Origin of the sequence: Mycobacterium sp. 663a-19, from assembly GCF_035616495.1 — a bacterium.
Taxonomy (GTDB): domain Bacteria; phylum Actinomycetota; class Actinomycetes; order Mycobacteriales; family Mycobacteriaceae; genus Mycobacterium.
Genome location: NZ_JAPJAV010000012.1, coordinates 34,027 through 52,183, shown reverse-complemented (window position 1 = coordinate 52,183; position 18,157 = coordinate 34,027). Strand labels below are relative to the sequence as shown.

General features: G+C 66.5%; 22 protein-coding genes and 3 tRNA genes. 12 read left to right on the top strand and 13 right to left on the bottom strand.

All coding sequences use genetic code 11. The features are described 5' to 3' along the window. Nucleotides 1-48: 48 nt before the first annotated feature. The 3 genes from OQ968_RS20070 to OQ968_RS20060 form a co-directional block, all read right to left on the bottom strand. Nucleotides 49-744 carry a crotonase/enoyl-CoA hydratase family protein gene (locus OQ968_RS20070; protein ID WP_324681023.1) on the bottom strand — a complete coding sequence of 232 codons (696 nt, stop codon included), beginning with the start codon at nucleotides 742-744 and terminating at the stop codon, nucleotides 49-51. A 74-nt stretch (nucleotides 745-818) separates the two neighbouring features. Next, nucleotides 819-1,652: a hypothetical protein gene (locus OQ968_RS20065; RefSeq protein ID WP_324681138.1), complete on the bottom strand. Its 834-nt coding sequence runs from the start codon at nucleotides 1,650-1,652 to the stop codon at nucleotides 819-821. Between the two features lie 177 nt (nucleotides 1,653-1,829). Then, nucleotides 1,830-2,552: an MBL fold metallo-hydrolase gene (locus tag OQ968_RS20060; protein WP_324681022.1), complete on the bottom strand. Its 723-nt coding sequence runs from the start codon at nucleotides 2,550-2,552 to the stop codon at nucleotides 1,830-1,832. Between the two features lie 124 nt (nucleotides 2,553-2,676). Here OQ968_RS20060 and OQ968_RS20055 point away from each other — a divergent pair, with 124 nt between their 5' ends. The 12 genes from OQ968_RS20055 to rplA all read left to right on the top strand — a co-directional run bounded on the left by OQ968_RS20055 (nucleotide 2,677) and on the right by rplA (nucleotide 7,702). Beyond that, entirely contained in the window at nucleotides 2,677-2,889 is a 213-nt protein-coding gene (locus tag OQ968_RS20055; RefSeq protein ID WP_324681021.1) for a type II toxin-antitoxin system VapB family antitoxin, read from the top strand. A 107-nt stretch (nucleotides 2,890-2,996) separates the two neighbouring features. Continuing rightward, a tRNA-Thr gene (locus tag OQ968_RS20050) sits at nucleotides 2,997-3,069 on the top strand. A 50-nt stretch (nucleotides 3,070-3,119) separates the two neighbouring features. Beyond that, a tRNA-Met gene (locus OQ968_RS20045) sits at nucleotides 3,120-3,193 on the top strand. 56 nt (nucleotides 3,194-3,249) lie between these two features. Beyond that, complete coding sequence (gene rpmG / locus OQ968_RS20040; RefSeq protein ID WP_007167776.1) at nucleotides 3,250-3,417, top strand: 50S ribosomal protein L33; 168 nt, start codon at nucleotides 3,250-3,252, stop codon at nucleotides 3,415-3,417. A 38-nt stretch (nucleotides 3,418-3,455) separates the two neighbouring features. Continuing rightward, nucleotides 3,456-3,908: a (3R)-hydroxyacyl-ACP dehydratase subunit HadA gene (gene hadA, locus OQ968_RS20035; protein ID WP_420715966.1), complete on the top strand. Its 453-nt coding sequence runs from the start codon at nucleotides 3,456-3,458 to the stop codon at nucleotides 3,906-3,908. Continuing rightward, nucleotides 3,895-4,323: a (3R)-hydroxyacyl-ACP dehydratase subunit HadB gene (gene hadB, locus OQ968_RS20030; protein ID WP_324681019.1), complete on the top strand. Its 429-nt coding sequence runs from the start codon at nucleotides 3,895-3,897 to the stop codon at nucleotides 4,321-4,323. The genes hadA and hadB overlap by 14 nt, the downstream gene beginning before the upstream one ends. 4 nt (nucleotides 4,324-4,327) lie before the next feature. Beyond that, the gene (gene hadC, locus OQ968_RS20025) at nucleotides 4,328-4,828 is read left to right on the top strand and encodes a (3R)-hydroxyacyl-ACP dehydratase subunit HadC (protein ID WP_324681018.1); all 501 of its coding nucleotides are present in this window, start codon (nucleotides 4,328-4,330) and stop codon (nucleotides 4,826-4,828) included. 157 nt (nucleotides 4,829-4,985) lie between these two features. After that, nucleotides 4,986-5,058 (top strand) — tRNA-Trp (locus OQ968_RS20020). Nucleotides 5,059-5,169: 111 nt separating this feature from the next. Further along, nucleotides 5,170-5,649, top strand: a complete 480-nt coding sequence (secE, locus tag OQ968_RS20015; protein WP_324681017.1) for a preprotein translocase subunit SecE — start codon at nucleotides 5,170-5,172, stop codon at nucleotides 5,647-5,649. 26 nt (nucleotides 5,650-5,675) lie between these two features. Further along, nucleotides 5,676-6,452 (top strand): transcription termination/antitermination protein NusG, encoded by a 777-nt coding sequence (gene nusG, locus OQ968_RS20010; protein ID WP_324681016.1) that lies wholly within the window; start codon nucleotides 5,676-5,678, stop codon nucleotides 6,450-6,452. A 40-nt stretch (nucleotides 6,453-6,492) separates the two neighbouring features. Further along, nucleotides 6,493-6,921, top strand: coding sequence for a 50S ribosomal protein L11 (gene rplK / locus OQ968_RS20005; protein ID WP_324681015.1), 429 nt, complete (start codon nucleotides 6,493-6,495; stop codon nucleotides 6,919-6,921). A 73-nt stretch (nucleotides 6,922-6,994) separates the two neighbouring features. Beyond that, nucleotides 6,995-7,702: a 50S ribosomal protein L1 gene (gene rplA / locus OQ968_RS20000; protein ID WP_324681014.1), complete on the top strand. Its 708-nt coding sequence runs from the start codon at nucleotides 6,995-6,997 to the stop codon at nucleotides 7,700-7,702. Nucleotides 7,703-7,780: 78 nt separating this feature from the next. Here rplA and OQ968_RS19995 read toward each other — a convergent pair whose 3' ends face one another. From OQ968_RS19995 to OQ968_RS19950, 10 genes are all read right to left on the bottom strand, one after another. Then, entirely contained in the window at nucleotides 7,781-8,998 is a 1,218-nt protein-coding gene (locus OQ968_RS19995) for an RNA polymerase sigma factor (RefSeq protein WP_324681013.1), read from the bottom strand. A gap of 3 nt (nucleotides 8,999-9,001) precedes the next feature. Then, nucleotides 9,002-9,700 (bottom strand): YciI family protein, encoded by a 699-nt coding sequence (locus OQ968_RS19990; protein ID WP_324681012.1) that lies wholly within the window; start codon nucleotides 9,698-9,700, stop codon nucleotides 9,002-9,004. A gap of 92 nt (nucleotides 9,701-9,792) precedes the next feature. Next, entirely contained in the window at nucleotides 9,793-10,689 is an 897-nt protein-coding gene (gene mmaA4, locus OQ968_RS19985) for a hydroxymycolate synthase MmaA4 (protein ID WP_324681011.1), read from the bottom strand. Between the two features lie 100 nt (nucleotides 10,690-10,789). Further along, the gene (locus tag OQ968_RS19980) at nucleotides 10,790-12,265 is read right to left on the bottom strand and encodes an NAD(P)/FAD-dependent oxidoreductase (protein WP_324681010.1); all 1,476 of its coding nucleotides are present in this window, start codon (nucleotides 12,263-12,265) and stop codon (nucleotides 10,790-10,792) included. Nucleotides 12,266-12,431: 166 nt separating this feature from the next. Beyond that, nucleotides 12,432-13,295, bottom strand: a complete 864-nt coding sequence (locus OQ968_RS19975) for a cyclopropane mycolic acid synthase family methyltransferase (RefSeq protein ID WP_324681009.1) — start codon at nucleotides 13,293-13,295, stop codon at nucleotides 12,432-12,434. Between the two features lie 13 nt (nucleotides 13,296-13,308). Further along, on the bottom strand, nucleotides 13,309-14,169 hold the full coding sequence (locus OQ968_RS19970; RefSeq protein WP_324681008.1) for a cyclopropane mycolic acid synthase family methyltransferase: 861 nt from the start codon (nucleotides 14,167-14,169) through the stop codon (nucleotides 13,309-13,311). Nucleotides 14,170-14,260: 91 nt separating this feature from the next. After that, entirely contained in the window at nucleotides 14,261-15,178 is a 918-nt protein-coding gene (locus OQ968_RS19965; RefSeq protein WP_324681007.1) for an alpha/beta hydrolase, read from the bottom strand. Further along, a complete protein-coding gene (locus OQ968_RS19960; protein ID WP_324681006.1) occupies nucleotides 15,178-16,524 on the bottom strand; it encodes an AarF/ABC1/UbiB kinase family protein in 1,347 nt (448 codons plus the stop codon). Before OQ968_RS19960 ends, OQ968_RS19965 begins: the two co-directional genes overlap by 1 nt. 106 nt (nucleotides 16,525-16,630) lie before the next feature. Next, on the bottom strand, nucleotides 16,631-17,569 hold the full coding sequence (locus OQ968_RS19955; protein WP_324681005.1) for an alpha/beta fold hydrolase: 939 nt from the start codon (nucleotides 17,567-17,569) through the stop codon (nucleotides 16,631-16,633). Further along, nucleotides 17,554-18,147, bottom strand: coding sequence for a DinB family protein (locus tag OQ968_RS19950; protein WP_324681004.1), 594 nt, complete (start codon nucleotides 18,145-18,147; stop codon nucleotides 17,554-17,556). Before OQ968_RS19950 ends, OQ968_RS19955 begins: the two co-directional genes overlap by 16 nt. Between the last annotated feature and the right edge of the window lie 10 nt (nucleotides 18,148-18,157).

Below are 18,157 nucleotides of genomic sequence, written 5' to 3'. Positions count from 1 at the left end.
CCCGGGGCCGGCCGTCCAAAACCGGTGTGGCGAACCGGCGCCGCCGGGCTACAGGCCGAACTCGGCTTCTATGCCGTCGATCCCGGCGCGGATGGCCGCCAGCGCGTCGGCGCGGGTGCGCAATTTGGTTGCGGCGTGGGCGTGCTGGTGCAGGCCGGCGAATTCCTGCGCGGCCTCCTCGGCGCGACTGAGCACCATCTCGGGCAGCACGATCTCGTCGACAAAGCCCGCGGCGAGGGCGGTTTCGCCGAAGAACGTCTTGGCCAGCCCGGTGGCCTGCTGATAGGCCGACCTCGTCAGGCGCAGCTTCATGATCTCCAGGGCGGCGTAGGGGATGATCATGCCGATCGCGACCTCGTTGGCCTGAATGTTGTACGCGTGGGCGGCCACCCGGTGGTCGCCGGACGACAGCAGGAACGCCCCCATCGCGATGGCGTGGCCGGTGCAGGCCATCACCACCGGCTTCGGGTAGGACAGCAGCCGATGCGCCAGCTCGAAGCCACCCCTGAGCATGTCGACCGCGGGCTGCACCTCGCCGGAGGTCAAGATCTTCAGGTCGAAGCCGCCGCTGAACACGCGCTCGTTGCCGGCGATCACCAACGCCCCGACGTCGTCGCTGTCGGCCTGGTCGATGGCCTCGTTGAGGGCCTGCTGCATGCTCGGGCCCAGCGCGTTGACTTTGCCGTCGTCCATCCGGATGACCGCGATGGAATCGTGGTGGCTGTAGGTGACCGGGCCGCTCATGGCTCACTCCTTCGATACGGGCAGCCCGTCGATTGAATCAGATCGACGCCCGCTCGACCGGAGACGGCCCGCCGTCACACGTGCTGGCTGTGATGTTTGCCGAGATCGTTTTCCGCATTGCCCCAGCGCAGGCTGACGTCGGTGGGTTCGTCGAGCTGCCGGGTGCGCCACCTGTCCTGGGTCTCCTGGACGGCCGCGTTGATCCGCTCGATCTCGCTGCGGAACACGTCGGGGCGCGTTTCCTTGCTGGCGTAGTGAAAGTAGGTGAGCAGCCCGCGCAGCAGTTCCAGCTTCTGCTTTTCCCGCTTCGCCAGGTCGTGCGTCGTCATCAGCTCGATGCGCTGAACCGGTGGCAGGGCGTCCCAATCCAGCACCACGTTGGTCTCCAGCGGCCGCCGTGCGCGCTGCCAGAACCGCCACCCCCGCGGCCTGTCGGGGCGGTCGTAGTAGATCACCTTCCCGGTGAAACGCGACTCGATCCCGCTGCCGATTTCGCCGCGGTCGAGCGCCGAATCCCACACCATCCGCCATTCCTGGCCGGGCGCGAGCACCGGCAACTCGCGGGGTAGCTGCAGTTCGACGACATCGGCGTAGCCGTCGGCCGCATTTTCGTATTCGGCCACCGTCGGGGGATTCGCAAACGAAAACGTGATGTCATAAGCCGCCGTCCGGCCGAAATTGCGGACCACGAGCTCGATCACGTGCCAGTCCGCGGCGTGCGGTTCCATGAGCATGGCGAGGTGGGGACGCGTCTGCTCCGCCGCCAACCGGCGATTGCGGCTGAGCTGGCGATTCGTGAACACCAGCGCGACGACGCCGAGCGCGATCGCCGCCCACGCCGCCCACGCCAACCAGGTGCTGGACCCAACGTTGGTGACCCCGTGCCAGCTGTCCTGGATCCACCCCATTGAATCCACCCTCCGCTTATATCACAGCGATCTTTCGCACGAAATTTCGCTGAACCGATAGTAGAGGCGCCGGGCGAATACCGCAGAACTCAAAATCACGCCGCACTCCGAATCGCCACTCCGAATCGCCACTCCGAATCGCCACTCCGAATCACAATGAAACGGTGGCCGAGTCACTCAGCCGCCCATCAACATTCGCCACTGATCGAGGTTGGCGGCCCGATACACATAGTTGGAGCGCTTGACTTCCGACAGCGACGCGCTGGAGTCGACCGAATACCAGTGCCCGGGAAACACTATCGGATCACCGGGCAGCGCGGCGAGCTGCTGCAGACTGCGATACATCTCGTCGGAGTCGCCTCCCGGAAAGTCGGTGCGCCCGCAGCCGTCCAGGAACAGCGTGTCACCCGCGACTAGCCGGCCGTCGAGCAGGAAACACTGGCTGCCGGGTGTGTGACCCGGTGTGTGCAGCAGCTCGATCTCGATGTCGCCGATGTTGATCTTGTCGCGGTGTCCATGGGTGGTGAGGTCGCCCAGCCCGATCCCGGTTACCCGCGAAACCCAAAGCGCCTCATGGGTATTCACGTGCACCGGCACGCTGACCCGCTCCAGCAGCTCCGCCAGCCCCTTGAGCTCGAAGCCCATCATGTTCCCGCCCACGTGATCGGGGTGGTGGTGGGTCACCAGCACCCCCGACAGGTGCATGCCGTCGGCCTCGAGCGCGTCGAGCAGATCACCCGCGGCATATGCCGGGTCGACCACCACGCAGTCCCCGGTCTGACGGTCACCGATCAGGTAGGCGAAATTGCGCATTTGTGTCGCAAACATGTCCCCGGCGGCGAAATCGCGACCGGAAAGCAGTTGGCGGAAGTACAGCCGGTCCTCGGACGAATCTGACACGCCACCAGACTATGACCCGCGGCGACGACGCTGCATGTGGGCGCCGCCGGGCCGCGCGACACACTTCGGCGGGCAAGCGACGGCAACCGGGGTTCAACCCGTCTGCGCTGGGTATCGTTAGCGCATGCGGAAGAAGGTCGAGATCGAGATCGACGACGACCTGGTCCAAGAGGCCATCCGTCGGTACCACCTCGCCGACGCGCGCGAGGCCGTCCACCTTGCGCTGCGGACCCTGCTCGGAGAGGCCGGTGACGCGTCCGGTGACCAGCACGACGGCGACTACGACGAGTTCAGCGACCTCAGCGCGTGGGAACCCCGCCGCAGCGACGCCCGGTAGACGCCTTTCACCCGCAACCTCGGGCCGCTGCTGTGGTTTGGTGCCGTTGCGCCCCAGGCTGTACCCTCTTTTAGGCCCGCGGGACGACTGGTCGCTTCGGGCTAAAGGCCCCCTTAGCTCAGTCGGTAGAGCGTTTCCATGGTAAGGAAAAGGTCAACGGTTCGATTCCGTTAGGGGGCTCGGCGGACGCCGAGCAGGCTGGCGGCCCCGACCCCAAAGGGGTGGACAGAGGCGATGTAGCTCAGTCGGTTAGAGCGAACGACTCATAATCGTTAGGTCGCCGGTTCGAGTCCGGCCATCGCTACAACACAACAACGCAGCGCGGCGAGAACCGCGAGAAGGAACCGAGAGAGAACCGTCATGGCTTCCAGTACCGACGTGCGGCCGAAGATCACCTTGGCATGCGAGGTGTGCAAGCACCGGAACTACATCACCAAGAAGAACCGCCGCAACGATCCCGACCGGATGGAGCTGAAGAAGTTCTGCCCGAACTGCGGCAAGCATCAGGCGCACCGCGAGACCCGCTAGGTTCGAGACCAGTGGGGTTGCGCGGAAACATCGTCGGGATGCACTTTCGCTATCCCGACCATTACGAGGTGGAGCGGGAGAAGATCCGCGAATACGCCGTGGCCGTGCAGAACGACAACACGGCGTTCTTCGACGAGGACGCGGCCGCCGAGCTGGGCTATAAGGGTTTGCTGGCCCCGCTGACGTTCATCTGCGTGTTCGGCTACAAGGCGCAGACGGCGTTTTTCGACTATGCGAACATCGCGGTCGAGGACGCGCAGATCGTCCAGGTCGACCAGGTGCTGAAATACCGGAAACCGATCGTCGACGGCGACAAGCTGTACTGCGACGTGTATGTCGACTCGGTCCGCCAGTCGCATGGCACCCAGATCATCGTGACCAAGAACATCGTCACCGACGACGCCGGTGACGTCGTGCAGGAGACCTACACGACCCTTGCGGGCCGTGCCAACGAGGATGGAGAAGAGGGATTTTCTGATGCCACTGCGTGAGTTCAGCTCGGTGAAGCTGGGTGACCGGCTCCCCGAAAGGACCTACCCGCTGACGCGCCAGGACCTGGTGAACTACGCGGGCGTCTCGGGCGACTTGAATCCGATCCACTGGGACGACGAGATCGCCAAGGTCGTCGGCCTGGACACCGCGATCGCGCACGGCATGCTCACCATGGGTATCGGCGGCGGCTACGTCACCTCGTGGATCGGTGACCCGGGCGCGGTCACCGAGTACAACGTGCGGTTCACCGCGCCGGTGCCGGTGCCCAACGACGGCAAGGGCGCCGAGCTGGTCTTCAACGGCCGGGTGAAGTCCATCGACCCGGAAACCAAGTCCGTGACCATCGCGCTCACGGCCACCACCGGCGGCAAGAAGATCTTCGGCAGGGCCATCGCGTCCGCGACACTCGCGTAGGCCCATGGCGCTCAAGACCGATATCCGCGGAATGATCTGGCGGTACCCCGACTATTTCGTCGTGGGCCGCGAGCAGGTTCGCCAGTTTGCGCAGTCCATCAAGAACCGCGACCCGGCTCACTTCGACGAGGAGGCGGCGGCCGAACTCGGCTACGACGCGATCCTGGCACCGCCGACCTTCGCGACCATCTTCGCCAAGCTGGTCCAGCTCGATTTCTTCCGGCACGTCGACATCGGCATGGAGACGATGGTGATCGTCCAGGTCGACCAGCGCTTCGTCTTCCGCCGACCGATCAAGGCCGGCGACAAGCTGTGGGCCCGGATGGACATCCAGTCGGTGGACGAGCGGTTCGGCGCCGACATCGTCGTCACCAAGAACGTCTGCACCACCGACGACGGCGAGGTGGTTCTGGAGGCCTACACCACCCTGATGAGCCAGTACAGCGACGGGTCGGCGAACCTGCGATGGGACGCCGAGTCCGGGCAGGTCGTGCGGACGGCGTAATTCCGGATTTCCTGCGCTTATGGGGAATCTAGTACACTCGGGCGTCGGGGTTTTCCCATTACAGCGCGCTGTCCGTCGGTTCGGCGATCACCGAACGGAGAGCGCGCGTGTCATGTGGGCCCGGGTAGGTAAGCGCAGGTTGGCCTGCCAACCGCGAAGGGGCGTAGCTCAAATGGCAGAGCAGCGGTCTCCAAAACCGCAGGTTGCAGGTTCAAGTCCTGTCGCCCCTGCTGACGGCCGGCGTCCGACGACGATGCAGGCCGGAACGGCCTGAGGAGGAGTCGGACCATGGGAATCGTGCCATGCTGGACACTGAAGGCCGACGAGCGAAGGAGCATGCGGTGAGCGACGAGGGCATCGAGGCCGCCAACGACGCCGCAAGCGACGGCGGCGAAACCGACGACGCCCGCGCCAGCGGTGGTCGGACGGCCGTGGTGACCAAGCCTGCGCGGCCGCAGCGTCCTACCGGCAAGCGGTCCCGGCAGCGGGTGGCCGACGCCGACGAAGACGTCGACATCGAGTCGCCGGACGAGGCCGAGGTCGCCGCGGAGGAGAAGACCAAGAAGGCCCGGACATCCAAGAAGGCCGGCAAGCAGGCCAGAAAACCGAAGAAACCCGCCGACCGTTCGGCCAACCCGTTCGTGTTCGTCTACAACTACCTCAAGCAGGTGGTTGCCGAGATGCGGAAGGTGATCTGGCCCAACCGCAAGCAGATGCTCACCTACACCTCGGTGGTGCTGGCGTTTCTGGCCTTCATGGTGGCGCTGGTAGGTCTCGCCGACTTCGGCCTGACCAAGCTGGTCCTGTTGGTGTTCGGCTGAGTGAGTGACAGGAAGGACTGAGAACCGTGACTGCCTTCGACGGTGACGCGTCCGCGGGTGAAGCGGTCGACGTGGAAGAGCGCACCGAGGTCACCGAGACCCCCGAGGCCGAGGCCCCAGAGGCTGAGGCTCCGGAAGCCGAGGCCCGCGAGGCCGAGGCTCCCGAGGCTCCCGAGGAGGTCGACCCGGCCGAAGCGCTCAAGGCGGAACTGCGCAGCAAACCCGGCGACTGGTACGTCGTGCACTCCTACGCGGGGTACGAGAACAAGGTCAAGGCCAACCTAGAAACCCGGGTGCAGAACCTGGACGTCGGCGATTACATCTTCCAGGTGGAAGTGCCCACCGAGGAGGTCACCGAGATCAAGAACGGCCAGCGCAAGCAGGTCAACCGCAAGGTGCTGCCCGGCTACATCCTGGTGCGCATGGATCTGACCGACGATTCCTGGGCCGCGGTGCGCAACACGCCCGGCGTCACCGGGTTCGTCGGGGCGACGTCGCGCCCGTCGGCCCTGTCGCTCGACGACGTGGTGAAGTTCCTGCTGCCGCCGGGGTCGTCGAAGAAGGCCGTCAAGGGCACGGCCACCACCGCCGCCGCCGCCGAGGCGGGCGGCCTGGAGCGCCCGGTCGTCGAGGTCGACTACGAGGTGGGCGAGTCGGTGACGGTCATGGACGGGCCGTTTGCCACGCTGCCGGCCACCATCAGCGAGGTCAACGCCGAGCAGCAGAAGCTCAAGGTGCTGGTGTCGATCTTCGGCCGCGAAACGCCGGTGGAACTGACCTTCGGCCAAGTCTCCAAGATCTAACCCCAGGCCCCAGAGCCCCAGAAAGGAACACCAACGTCTCATGGCCCCGAAGAAGAAAGTCATCGGGCTGATCAAGCTGCAGATCCAGGCCGGACAGGCCAACCCGGCCCCGCCGGTGGGGCCCGCGCTCGGCCAGCACGGCGTCAACATCATGGAGTTCTGCAAGGCGTACAACGCCGCGACGGAAAACCAGCGCGGCAACGTCATCCCGGTGGAGATCACGGTCTACGAGGACCGCAGCTTCACCTTCACGCTCAAGACGCCGCCCGCCGCCAAGCTGCTGCTCAAGGCGGCCGGCGTGGCCAAGGGCTCGGCGGAGCCGCACAAGGACAAGGTCGCCAAGGTCAGCTGGGATCAGGTGCGCGACATCGCCGAGACCAAGAAGGCCGACCTCAACGCGAACGACATCGACGCCGCCGCCAAGATCATCGCCGGCACCGCCCGGTCGATGGGGATCACCGTCGAGTAGGGTCCCGCATTCGTGGGAGGGCCAGCTTCGGCCCGCTTGATGACCACGACCCAACACCAGATTGGATATCTCAATGAGCAAGAACAGCAAGGCATACCGCGCCGCCGCCGGGAAGGTGGACCGCAACAACCTCTACACCCCGCTGCAGGCGGCCAAGCTCGCCAAGGAAACGTCGTCGGCCAAGCAGGACGCGACGGTCGAGGTGGCGATCCGGCTCGGCGTCGACCCGCGCAAGGCGGACCAGATGGTCCGCGGCACGGTCAACCTGCCGCACGGCACCGGTAAGACCGCCCGCGTCGCGGTGTTCGCGGTGGGCGAGAAGGCCGCCGAAGCCGAGGCCGCCGGCGCCGACATCGTCGGCAGCGACGACCTGATCGAGAAGATCCAGGGCGGTTTTCTGGACTTCGACGCCGCGATCGCCACCCCGGACCAGATGGCCAAGGTCGGGCGCATCGCCCGGATCCTCGGTCCGCGCGGCCTGATGCCCAACCCCAAGACCGGCACCGTCACCCCCGACGTCGCCAAGGCCGTGGCCGACATCAAGGGCGGCAAGATCAATTTCCGCATCGACAAGCAGGCCAACCTGCACTTCGTCATCGGCAAGGCCTCGTTCGACGAGAAGAACCTCGCCGAGAACTACGGCGCCGCGATCGACGAGGTGCTGCGGCTCAAGCCGTCCTCGTCGAAGGGCCGCTACCTGAAGAAGATCACCGTGTCGACGACGACGGGCCCGGGCATTCCGGTCGACCCGTCGATCACCCGTAACTTTGCCGACGCCTGAGTCCTCTCGCGAGCAGACGCAAAAGCACCCGTTTCGTGCCGAAATGAGGTGCTTTCGCGTCTGCTCGGCGTGGAGAGGTTACCCGCCGCACTCGGCGATGCGCCGCCGCAGGAATTCGCGGCCCGGCTCAGAACCGTTGGACTCCAACGCCGTTCGGTACCAGGTGAGGGCCTCGGCGGGCCGTCCCGCGCGCCGCAGCAGATCGGCGCGCACGGTCGCGACGAGATTGGAGCGGGCCAGCCGGGGATCGTGCGCCACCTTGTCCAGCGCGGCCAGGCCGGCGGCGGGCCCGTCGCGCAGGCCGATCGCCAGCGCGCGGTTGGCGCCCACCACCGGGGAATCGGTCATCCGCCACAGCCGGTCGTAGGCGGCGCAGATCGCAACCCAGTCGGTCTGTTCCCAGGACGGAGCCGTCGCGTGCAGCGCCGCGATCACGGCCTGCGGCAGGTAGGCGCCCGTCGATCCATGCGCGGCTCGCAAACGCGCCAGCCCGCGGGAGATCCGGCCCCGGTCCCACCGGCGACGGTCCTGCTCTTCCAGCGGCACCAGCATGCCGGCGTCGTCCACCCGGGTCGCCCGTCGCGAATCATGCAGCAGCATCAGGGCGGCCAACGCGTGCGCCTCCAGCTCGTCGGGCATCAGCGCGCACAGCTCCCCGGCCAGCCGGATCCCCTCGTCGCACAGCTCGTCGCGAATCGCCGAGGGCCCCGCCGTCGACCAATAGCCCTCGGTGAACACCGAGTAGATGCAGCCGAGCACGTGCGGGGTGCGCTCGGCAAGCAGCTCGGCCGGCGGCACCCGCAGCGGGATGTTGGCGTGCCGAATCTTGTTCTTGGCACGCGTGATTCGCTGGCCGACGGCCGCTTCGGTCTGCAACAGCGCGCGGGCGATCTCGCCGACGGTCAGCCCCGACACCAGCCGCAGCGTCAGCGCCAGTTGTGACTGCCGGTCCAGCGCCGGGTGCGCACAGGTGAACATCATCCGCAACTCGTCGTCGCGGACCGGGTGCGGATCGGTGCGATCGGTGCGCGCCCGAATGTCGTCCAGCACGGCCGCCAATTCCTTTCCGGGGCGCACGGATTCGCGGCGCAACCGATCCCGGGCGCGGTTGCGGGCGACGGTGAGCAGCCACCCGCTCGGGTTGGCGGGCGCGCCGTCGCGGGGCCAGCTGCGCAGCGCCTCGGCGCAGGCCTCCTGGACGGCGTCCTCGGCGACGGTGAGGTCACCCGACCACCGGGCCAGCGCGGCCACGGCCGGGCCCCATTCCCGACGAAAGACGCCGTCCAGGTCGGCCATGCGCTACAGGCCGGAGACCCCCGCCAGCTGGCGCAGCTGCACGGTCGAAGCCGGGATCATCGATGCGACCTTGACGGCCTCGTCGCGATCTGCGGCGCTCAACAGGTAGATGCCGGTGGCGATCTCGGCGCCTTCCACGTACGGCCCGTCGGTGATGAGGACCTCGCCGTCGCGCACCCGCACGGTCGTCGCGGTGGACCGGTCGTGCAGGGCGGCGCCGCCGATCACGTGATCGCCCGCGGCAGCGTGCAGATCCGCGTGCTTTGCCGCCACCGCGTCCCACTCCGGGGTGCCCGGTGTGTGCGCGGATTCGGGCGGCTCCTGCAGGAGCGCCAGCCAGTCGTTCCCGGTCGGCTTGCGGGAGGGCTCGATCGAATGGACCAGCGGCCACAGTTCCACCGCCCCGAATGCGGCGACCGGCACGTCGCGCGCCAGCGCCAGCGCCTCGTCGAGGTTTTCCGCTTCGAAGACGTAGTAGCCGCACGCCACCTCGGCCGACTCGGCGAAGGGACCGTCGGTGACGGTCGGCGCATCCGGGCCTCCCGTGATGACCGCCGCGGCCGCGGCGGGACGCAGCGCGTCACCGCCCTTGATCGCCGAACCGGCCTTGGCGTGGAAGCGCTCGAATGCCGCCATCGCGGCTGACGCATCGTCGGGCGTGCGGTCCTGCTCCTTGCTGATCAACAGCGCGAAATACTGCATGTTCGTCACCTCCGGTCGCGAGCGAAGCCCTGTGCTCCACTCTCTACCTACTCGACGAACGGCGCAGCCCCGATCCGACACCCGCCCAGAAATCAGGCGGCGGCTCCCGGCTTGAGGTAGGTCACCAGGCTGACGTCGAGCATCTCGTCGGTGAAGTAGTGCTCGCAGCCGCGCAGGTACTTCATGTAGCGGTTGTAGACCTCTTCGGAGGTGACCTCGATGGCCTTCTCTCTGTTGGACTCCAGCGTGTCGCCCCAGATGTGCAGCGTCTTGATGTAGTGCGGCCGCAGCGAAAGTGGTTCGGGGACAATAAATCCCGCCTTCTCGCCGTGCTCGACCATCATGGCGGTGGACGGCAGCCGGCCCCCCGGGAAGATCTCGGTGATGATGAACTTGATGAACCGTGCCGTCTCGAAAGTCAGCTTCTTGCCGCGGGCCGCCATCTCGAACGGGTGGTAGCTGACGCTGCTCTGCACGGTCATCCTGCCGTCCTCGGGCATGATGTCGAAGCACCGCTTGAAGAAGTCGTCGTAGTTCTCGTGCCCGAAGTGCTCGAAGGCCTCGATGGACACGATCCGGTCGACGGGCTCGTTGAAATCCTCCCAGCCGTGCAGCCGCACCTGGCGGGAACGGGTCGTGTCCAGCGCCCCCAGCACCTGCTCGCAGCGGGCGTGCTGATTCTTGGACAGCGTCAGGCCGATGACGTTGACGTCGAACCGCTCGACGGCGCGCTTCATGGTGGTGCCCCAGCCGCAGCCGATGTCGAGCAGGGTCATGCCCGGCTTCAGGTCGAGCTTGTCCAGGTTGAGGTCGATCTTGGCGTACTGAGCCTCTTCGAGGGTGAGGTCCGGCGGCTCGAAGTAGGCGCAGCTGTAGGTGCGGGTGGGGTCCTGGAACAGGGCGAAGAAGTCGTCGGAGACGTCGTAGTGCGCCTGAATGTCTTCGAAGCGCGTCCGCGTCTTCGTCGGGCTAGTCGGTTGATCAGCCATTTTCTTCTTGTTCTCCTGGATGATGTTCAGTGCCTGGCCTGTCGAAAGGCACGCATCGTCGGTTGGTGCGAAGTGCAACGATACCCCGCGGCCCCGCGCGTCAGCGGAAGCGGTAATCGGTCAACGGGAATCGTGATCCCTCACGTACCGCGTTGCGGGTCGACGTGGGCCGCAGCAGTGCCGCCTCGCCATCGGGGTTGAAGTAGTAAGAACGCGATGTGGCGCAATTGCCGAGGGCGAACAGGGACTTCCCGACCAGCTTGGTCATCCGATCCTTGAAGGCCGCAGTTGCTTCCTCGGTGACCTCGAATTCGGTCGCGCCCCTGCGCTGCAGCTCTCCGAACAGCCGGTCCATGTGTCGCATCTGGTATTCGATGGTGTTGAAGAACGACAGGCCGGAAAACGCGTACGGACTGCCCAGGCCCAGGTAGTTGGGAAAGTAGGGGACGGACACGCCCTGGTACGCCTGAAACCTGTTCTCGCGCCACCACTTTCCCAGGTTGCGGCCCCTGCGCCCGATCACCTCGAAGGCGGGGAAGTTGGCCTCCCACAGGTCGAAACCGGTGGCCAGCACCAGCGTGTCGATAACCGTCTTGTGTCCGTCGGCGGTGACGATGCCGTCGGGCTCCATCCGCTCGATGCTGTTGGTCTCCAGATGCACGTGCGGCTTGGTCAGGGTGCGGTAGTAGCTGTTGGAGTAGGTGGGCCGCTTGCAGCCGAAGTCGTAGTCGGGAGTGAGCTTGCGCCGCAACTCCTTGTCGCGGATCCAGATGAACCGGTTGATCTTGGCGACATCCGACGCCCCGATGTCCAGCCGCCGAAGTCCCTTGTGGTGCAGGGCGGTGGCCAGAACCACTTCGAAAAACAAGTCGGTCACCAGGCGTAAGGCTCGTTGTGCCAGCGGCACCCGGGCGAACACCCGTTGCAGCCAGACCGGGATCTTGAAGTCGAGCTTGGGCACCACATGGGTTGGCGTGCGCTGGTACACGGTCAGCTCGCCCGCTTTGGCGGCCAGCTTGGGAATCAACTGCACGGCGGTCGCCCCGGTTCCGATGATTCCGACGCGCCGCCCGCCGAGGTCGTAGCCGTGGTCCCAGGCCGTGGTGTGGATGATCTTGCCCGCGAAGCTCTCGATACCGGGGATTTGCGGCGTGTTGGGCTGCGACAGGAACCCGGTCGCGGAGATCAGGAAGCGTGTGGTCAGGCTTCCGCCGTCCGCCAGCGTCACCTGCCACACACGCTCGTCCTCGTCCCAGCGTGCACACTCGACCGTCGTGTTGAATCGCATGTGGCGGCGCACGTCGTACTTGTCGGCGACCTTCTCGGCGTACTGCTGCAGCTCGGCGCCCGGCGGGAACAACCGGGACCAGTACGGATTGGGCTCAAACCAGTACGAATAGGTGGTGGCCGGGATGTCGACGGCCAGGCCCGGGTAGGTGTTGACGTGCCAGGTCCCGCCCAGGTCGGCGTCGCGATCGAGAATCGCGATCTTGTCGTATCCGAGCCGCTTGAGCTGGATGGCTGCGCCGATGCCGCCGAAACCCGCGCCTACCACGACGACGTCGAGATTGTCCATGTCCAACGAAGACCGTTCCTTTCGTGGAACCTGGGCAACTGGCACGTCGGCAGATGCCCCCACGGCGTACTTGATCACGTGAAATCTTAGTGGATTGCCAGACTTCTCGCCCACACGCCTTAGACACGGGTTGATTTGAGCCCTGTCACAACTCTGTAAAAGAGCGCTACTTCTCCAGGGTGAACTGGTTGACGTCGATATAGCCGATCCGGAAGGCCTGGGCGCAGCCGGTCAGGTACTTCATGTACCGCTGGTAGACCTCTTCGGACTGGATCGCGACGGCCTCGTCCCGGTGCGCCTCGAGGGCCTCGGCCCACAGGTCGAGCGTCCTCGCGTAATGCGGCTGCAGCGACTGACGGCGGGTCAACTCGAAGCCCGCCTTCGACGAGTGCTCCCCGACCTTCTCGATCGACGGCAGCCGGCCGCCGGGGAAGATCTCGGTCACGATGAACTTGATGAAGCGGGCCATCTCGAACGTCAGGGGTATGCCGCGTTCGATGCACTGTGGTCCCGTCAGCCCGGTGATCGTGTGGAGCAGCATCACGCCGTCGGCGGGCAGGACGGTGTGGGCCATGGTGAAGAAGTCGTCGTAGCGGTCGTGGCCGAAGTGCTCGAACGCGCCGATCGACACGATCCGGTCGACGGGCTCGTCGAACTGTTCCCAGCCGTTCAGCAACACCCGCTTGCTGCGTGGGCTGTCCATCTCGTCGAAGGACTTCTGCACATGGGCGGCCTGGTTCTTCGACAACGTCAGGCCGACGACGTTCACGTCGTACTTCTCGATGGCCCGACGCATGGCGGCCCCCCAGCCGCAGCCGACGTCGAGCAGCGTCATGCCCGGCTGCAGGCCCAGCTTGCCCAGCGCCAGGTCGATCTTGGCGAGCTGGGCCTCTTCCACCGTCATGTCGTCGCGCTCGAAGTACGCACAGCTGTAGGTCTGGGTGGGGTCCAGGAAGAGGCGGAAGAACTCGTCGGACAGGTCGTAGTGCGCCTGCACGTTGGCGAAGTGCGGCGTCAGCTTGCCGGCCATGTTGCCTCGCCCGCTACTTGGTGAGCGTGTACTGCGCCACGTTGGAGATGCCCTTGCGGAAAAGGTCCGCGCAGCCGGTCAGGTAGCGCATGAAGCGGTTGTAGACCTCTTCGGACTGGATGGCGATGGCGCGTTCGCGATTGGCCTCGAGGTTGGCCGCCCACGTGTCCAGGGTCCGCGCGTAGTGCGGCTGCAGATATTGGATCTGCTCGATCGAGAAACCGCTGGCCTGTGAATAGTCGACGATGTCGCGTTCGCCGCACATCCCCCCGCCGGGGAAGATCTCCGTGCCGAGAAAGTGGAAGAAACGCAGATCCGACATCGTGATCGGGATGCCGCGCTCTTTCCATTGCGACTGCGGATACGTGAATATGCTGTGCATCAGCATCCGGCTGTCATTGGGGAGGGCCTTGTACGCCCAATCCCAGAACGCGGGCCAGCGCTCCTTTTTGAACGCATCGAAGGCCTCGAAACTGATGATCCGATCGACGTGCTCGTCGAACTCTTCCCAGCCCTGCAGCCGGGCCTCGGCCCGGCGCGTCGTCGGGATCGCGGCCAGCCTCGCCTTGGTGCGCGCGTAGTGGTTGCGGCTGAGCGTGATGCCGATGACGTTCACGTCGTATTTCTCCAGCGCGCGCACGACGGCGGCGCCCCAGCCGCACCCGACGTCGAGCAGCGTCATTCCCGGCTCGAGGTTCAGTTTGTCCAGCCCCAGATCCAGCTTGGCGAGCTGCGCCTCTTCCAGCGTCATGGCGTCGTTCTTGAAGTAGGCGCAGGTGTACACCATGTTGAGGTCGAGGAACAGCGCGAAGAAGTCGTCTGAAATGTCGTAGGTTGCCTGCGACTCTTCGTAATACGGCTTCAGCTTCGCCATCGTCTAGAAAAACCTCCCAGCGCCAACCGTACAAGCCTGTGAGACTTGTGTGAAATTCAGACCGAAAGCCTAATGGCGGCCGACCCCGGCTTCAGCGGGCTTCGGCGAAGTTGCTTGTCAGCACGCTGATCAGCCGATCCCAGAGTTGCTGAGGCAGGTCATGCCCCATGCCTTCGAACAAGACTAGCCGAGCGCCGTCGATGGCTCGCGCAACGGCCCGGCCACCGAAGGGCCGCATCAGCTTGTCGGACCGGCCGTGGATCACCACGGTCGGGGCGACGATGCGGCGGTCGTAGCGCGCCAGGCTGCCGCTGCCCAGGACCGCGGCGAAATGACGGGCGATGCCCTGCGGATAGTAGTTGCGGTCATATCCCTCGGCGGCGTCGGCGCGAAGCTGCTCCTCGGGCGCCCGGTAGCGAGGGCTGCCGATGACATTGCTGACCCGCACCGCGTTGTCGATGATCGCCTCGCGCGGCGCATCGGGCCCCGGGCCCTTGAGCAGCGCCAGCAACGCGCGCGGAGCCGGCGGCGGCAGGAACGCTGAGTTGTTGCTGGAGAACAGGATTCCCAGCGTTTTCGTCCGCGCCGGGAAACGCGCCGCGAAAACCTGGGCGATCATGCCGCCCATCGACGCCCCCACGATGTGGGCGTGCTCGATGCCCAGGTGGTCCAGCAGGGCCGCGGCGTCGTCGGCCATGTCCTCCAGCGTGTATGCCGCCCGGCTGCGCAGCCCGAGCCAGGACCGGACCATCCGTGTCATCAGCGGCTGCCCCGAGCTGCGGTGCTCGGTCTTGCTGGACAGGCCGACATCCCGGTTGTCGTAACGGATCACCCGCAGGCCCTGACCAACGAGCTTCTCGCAGAAGGCGGTTCGCCACAGCAGCAGCTGAGCGCCCAGGCCCATGATCAGCAGCACGGGCGGGTCGGCGATGTCGCCCATGTCCTCGTAGTACAGCTTCAGGTCGCCCTCGGGACCCACGACCGTCGCGGCGCCGGCGCGGATCTCCATCACACTTCGACGTCGGTCTGGTGCTCGCGGCTGACCTCGACCATGAAGTTCGCGAAGTACCCCGTCAGTTGCGGGTCCGACATCATCTGCCACCGGGGGGCGAGCAGCTTCATGTACCGCTCGACGTAGAGGAACTGCTTGCCGATCAGCACCAGCTCGCGGGGCAGCTTGACGTCGTAGGCGTCGGCCAGGGTCGAGAGCTGCCGGCCGATGTCGGCGTAGGACATGTCGCCCAGCGTCTGCATGGTCAGCGGGGTGGCGAACTTTTCCAGATCCTTGGCGGCCTGGGCCTCCGGCTTTATGGTGCCCACGGCGCCCATCAGCACGACGATCTTGCCGGCCGCGGCGTGGTCCTTCTTCACCAGCAGGGCGTACACCAATTCCCGCAGCAGCCAGCGGGTGCGCGGATCGATGCGGCCCATGATCCCGAAGTCGAAGAACACGATGCGGCCCTCGTCGTCGACGTACAGGTTGCCCGCGTGCAGGTCGCCGTGGAACAGCCCGTGCCGCAGGCCGCCCTCGAACAGGCTGAACAGCAGCGCCTTGACCAGCTCGGTGCCGTCGAACCCGGCCTTGCGGATGGCCGCGGCGTCGTCGATGCGGATGCCGTGCACCCGCTCCATCGTCAGCACCCGGTCGGTGGTGAAGTTCCAGTGCACCTGCGGCACCCGGATGTTGCGGCCCAGCGGTGAGGCGTGCAGGTGCGACACCCAGGCCTCCATCGACTGCGCCTCGAGGCGGAAGTCCAGCTCCTCGGCCAGGTTGTCGGAGAAGTCGGCGACGACGTCCTGGGCGGACAGCCGGCGGCCCAGCTTGGCCAGCTCCACGGCCTGCGCGAAGCGCTTCAGGATCTGCAGGTCCGCGGCCACCCGCCGGCGGATGCCGGGCCGCTGGATCTTGACGACGACGTCCTCGCCGCTGTGCAGCGTCGCGTAGTGCACCTGGGCGATGGACGCCGACGCGAACGGCTCCTCCTCGAAGCTGGCGAACAGCTCCGACGGCTGGCCGCCGAGCTCCTCGGCGAGCAGGCTGTGCACCTCGTCGGTGTCGGCGGGCGGCACCCGGTCGAGCAGGCCGCGGAATTCGCGGGACAGCGACTCGCCGAAAGCCCCCGGGCTGGACGCGATGATCTGCCCGAACTTCACGTAGGTCGGCCCCAGGTCGGCGAAGGTCTGCGGGAGCTGTTTGATCACCTTCTGCTGCCACGGGCCCCTGCCCGGCAGCTTGGTGACGACACGAGCGGCGGTGCGGGTGACCTGCCAACCGGTGGCTGCTACCCGGGCCGCTTCGACCGGCAAGGGCACCCGGTCGAGCCTGGCCACGTCGCGGTGTTTGGTGGAACTCATTCCAGCAGTGTCTCAAATCCGCCAGGTCGTACCGAATCGCGCAGGTTATGACCGTCCGCCGAGCGTGCAGCTATTGCGAAAATTCGGCCGGAAATTCGCAACAGTTTCACTTTCGGCGACTCTGTCCGAGCGCGAAGTTCTCGGTGAGCGCCTCGACGATCGGCCGCCAGACCGGCGCCGGAAGGTCGTGTCCCATCCCGTCGACCACGACGAAACGCGCGCCCGGGATGGCCGCGGCGACCGCCCGCCCGTTGCGCGGCCGGACCATCGGGTCGGCCGAACCGTGCAGCACCACCGTCGGCGCTTTGACCGCCTTGCTGTAACCGAGCAGGCTGCCGGTGCCCAGCATGGCGTCGACCTGGCGCAGCCTGCCCGGTTCGTAGCTGCAGCGCTCCGCGAGCCGCCGGACCCGCTCGCGAAGCTCGGCCTCGGGCGGCAGGAAGTTGGGGCCGTTGAACACGGCGATGTTGCGCGCCTCGTAGGCCAGCTTCTCCTCGCCCGGCGCGTCCTTGGCGGGCGCGTCGAACCTCAGCCGGATGACGCGCCAGGCCGGCAGCGCGGACAGCGGCTTGCCGGTCGACGACATGATGATGCCCAACGACGCCACCCGGTGCGGCTCGGTGGCGGCCAGGATCTGCGCGATCATGCCGCCCATGGAGGCGCCCACCACGTGGGCGCGGGCGATGCCCAGATGATCGAGCAGCGCCGCCACGTCGCCGGTCATGTCGATCAGGGTGTACGGCACGCGACTCGGCCGGCCCAACACGTAGCGGACCACCCGCCGGTACACGGAGCCCGGGGCCCGCAGCCCGTGCATCTTGGCCGAGAGCCCGATGTCGCGGTGGTCGAATCGGATGACGCGGTAACCGGATTCGACGAGTTGCGCGCAGAACCCGTCGGGCCACATGGGCAGCTGGGCGCCCAGGCCCATGATCAGCAGCACGGGCGGGGCGGCCGGGTCGCCGAGGTCCTCGTAGTAGAGGTCGACGGCGCCGTGCGGGGTCTGGCGGCTGGCGCGGCCGATGCGGGTCAGGACTTGCCCCAAGGCGTCACCCAGCCTTCGATCTCCCAGTTCTCCAGCCCGGCGATCAACTCGTACATCGTGGCGCCGTCGATGGATTCCCGGACGATGTCGGCGTGCCCGGCGTGCCGGGCCAGCTCGTTGATCACGTGCAGGATCACCCAGCGCACCGACCACGCGGGCTGATTTTTAGGGAACCACGGGATGTCCCGCGGAACGGGCACCGCGGCGTCGAGGTCCGCGGTCTCCACCAGCCGCAGCGCGGTCGCGTTCTGTGCCTCGAAGGCCTTCAGCAGCCCGGCCAGGGTTTCGTCGGGGCGCATCACATGCTGGTCGCCGAACTCCTTGGCGATCGCGTCGAACGGGCGCGGGTCTTTCGGCGGCGCACCCGGCGCGGCGGCGACGCGGGCCATCCAGGTGCGTTGCATCGCGGTGACGTGCTTGATCAGCCCGCCGATCGAAAGGGCGCTGACCGACGGCGCCGACCGCGCCTGTTCGTCGGTGAGGCCGTAAGAGACGGCGAAATAAGCGCTTTGGTGGAACGCCATGAACTCGCGCAGGGCGCTGCGTTCGTCGGCGACGGGCGGGGCGAGGGCGGGCATGGCCAGATCC

Coding starts and splice junctions, on each gene's coding strand:
- OQ968_RS19960 (WP_324681006.1), bottom strand. CDS start 16,524: ATGAGTTCCACCAAACACCGCGACGTGGCCAGGCTCGACCGGGTGCCC.
- hadA (WP_420715966.1), top strand. CDS start 3,456: ATGCACTTTCGCTATCCCGACCATTACGAGGTGGAGCGGGAGAAGATC.
- OQ968_RS19995 (WP_324681013.1), bottom strand. CDS start 8,998: ATGGCCGACCTGGACGGCGTCTTTCGTCGGGAATGGGGCCCGGCCGTG.
- hadB (WP_324681019.1), top strand. CDS start 3,895: ATGCCACTGCGTGAGTTCAGCTCGGTGAAGCTGGGTGACCGGCTCCCC.
- OQ968_RS19990 (WP_324681012.1), bottom strand. CDS start 9,700: ATGCAGTATTTCGCGCTGTTGATCAGCAAGGAGCAGGACCGCACGCCC.
- OQ968_RS20070 (WP_324681023.1), bottom strand. CDS start 744: ATGAGCGGCCCGGTCACCTACAGCCACCACGATTCCATCGCGGTCATC.
- OQ968_RS20055 (WP_324681021.1), top strand. CDS start 2,677: ATGCGGAAGAAGGTCGAGATCGAGATCGACGACGACCTGGTCCAAGAG.
- rplK (WP_324681015.1), top strand. CDS start 6,493: ATGGCCCCGAAGAAGAAAGTCATCGGGCTGATCAAGCTGCAGATCCAG.
- OQ968_RS19965 (WP_324681007.1), bottom strand. CDS start 15,178: ATGGAGATCCGCGCCGGCGCCGCGACGGTCGTGGGTCCCGAGGGCGAC.
- OQ968_RS19975 (WP_324681009.1), bottom strand. CDS start 13,295: ATGGCCGGCAAGCTGACGCCGCACTTCGCCAACGTGCAGGCGCACTAC.
- hadC (WP_324681018.1), top strand. CDS start 4,328: ATGGCGCTCAAGACCGATATCCGCGGAATGATCTGGCGGTACCCCGAC.
- rpmG (WP_007167776.1), top strand. CDS start 3,250: ATGGCTTCCAGTACCGACGTGCGGCCGAAGATCACCTTGGCATGCGAG.
- OQ968_RS19980 (WP_324681010.1), bottom strand. CDS start 12,265: ATGGACAATCTCGACGTCGTCGTGGTAGGCGCGGGTTTCGGCGGCATC.
- mmaA4 (WP_324681011.1), bottom strand. CDS start 10,689: ATGGCTGATCAACCGACTAGCCCGACGAAGACGCGGACGCGCTTCGAA.
- OQ968_RS19970 (WP_324681008.1), bottom strand. CDS start 14,169: ATGGCGAAGCTGAAGCCGTATTACGAAGAGTCGCAGGCAACCTACGAC.
- OQ968_RS20065 (WP_324681138.1), bottom strand. CDS start 1,652: ATGGGGTGGATCCAGGACAGCTGGCACGGGGTCACCAACGTTGGGTCC.
- OQ968_RS19950 (WP_324681004.1), bottom strand. CDS start 18,147: ATGCCCGCCCTCGCCCCGCCCGTCGCCGACGAACGCAGCGCCCTGCGC.
- rplA (WP_324681014.1), top strand. CDS start 6,995: ATGAGCAAGAACAGCAAGGCATACCGCGCCGCCGCCGGGAAGGTGGAC.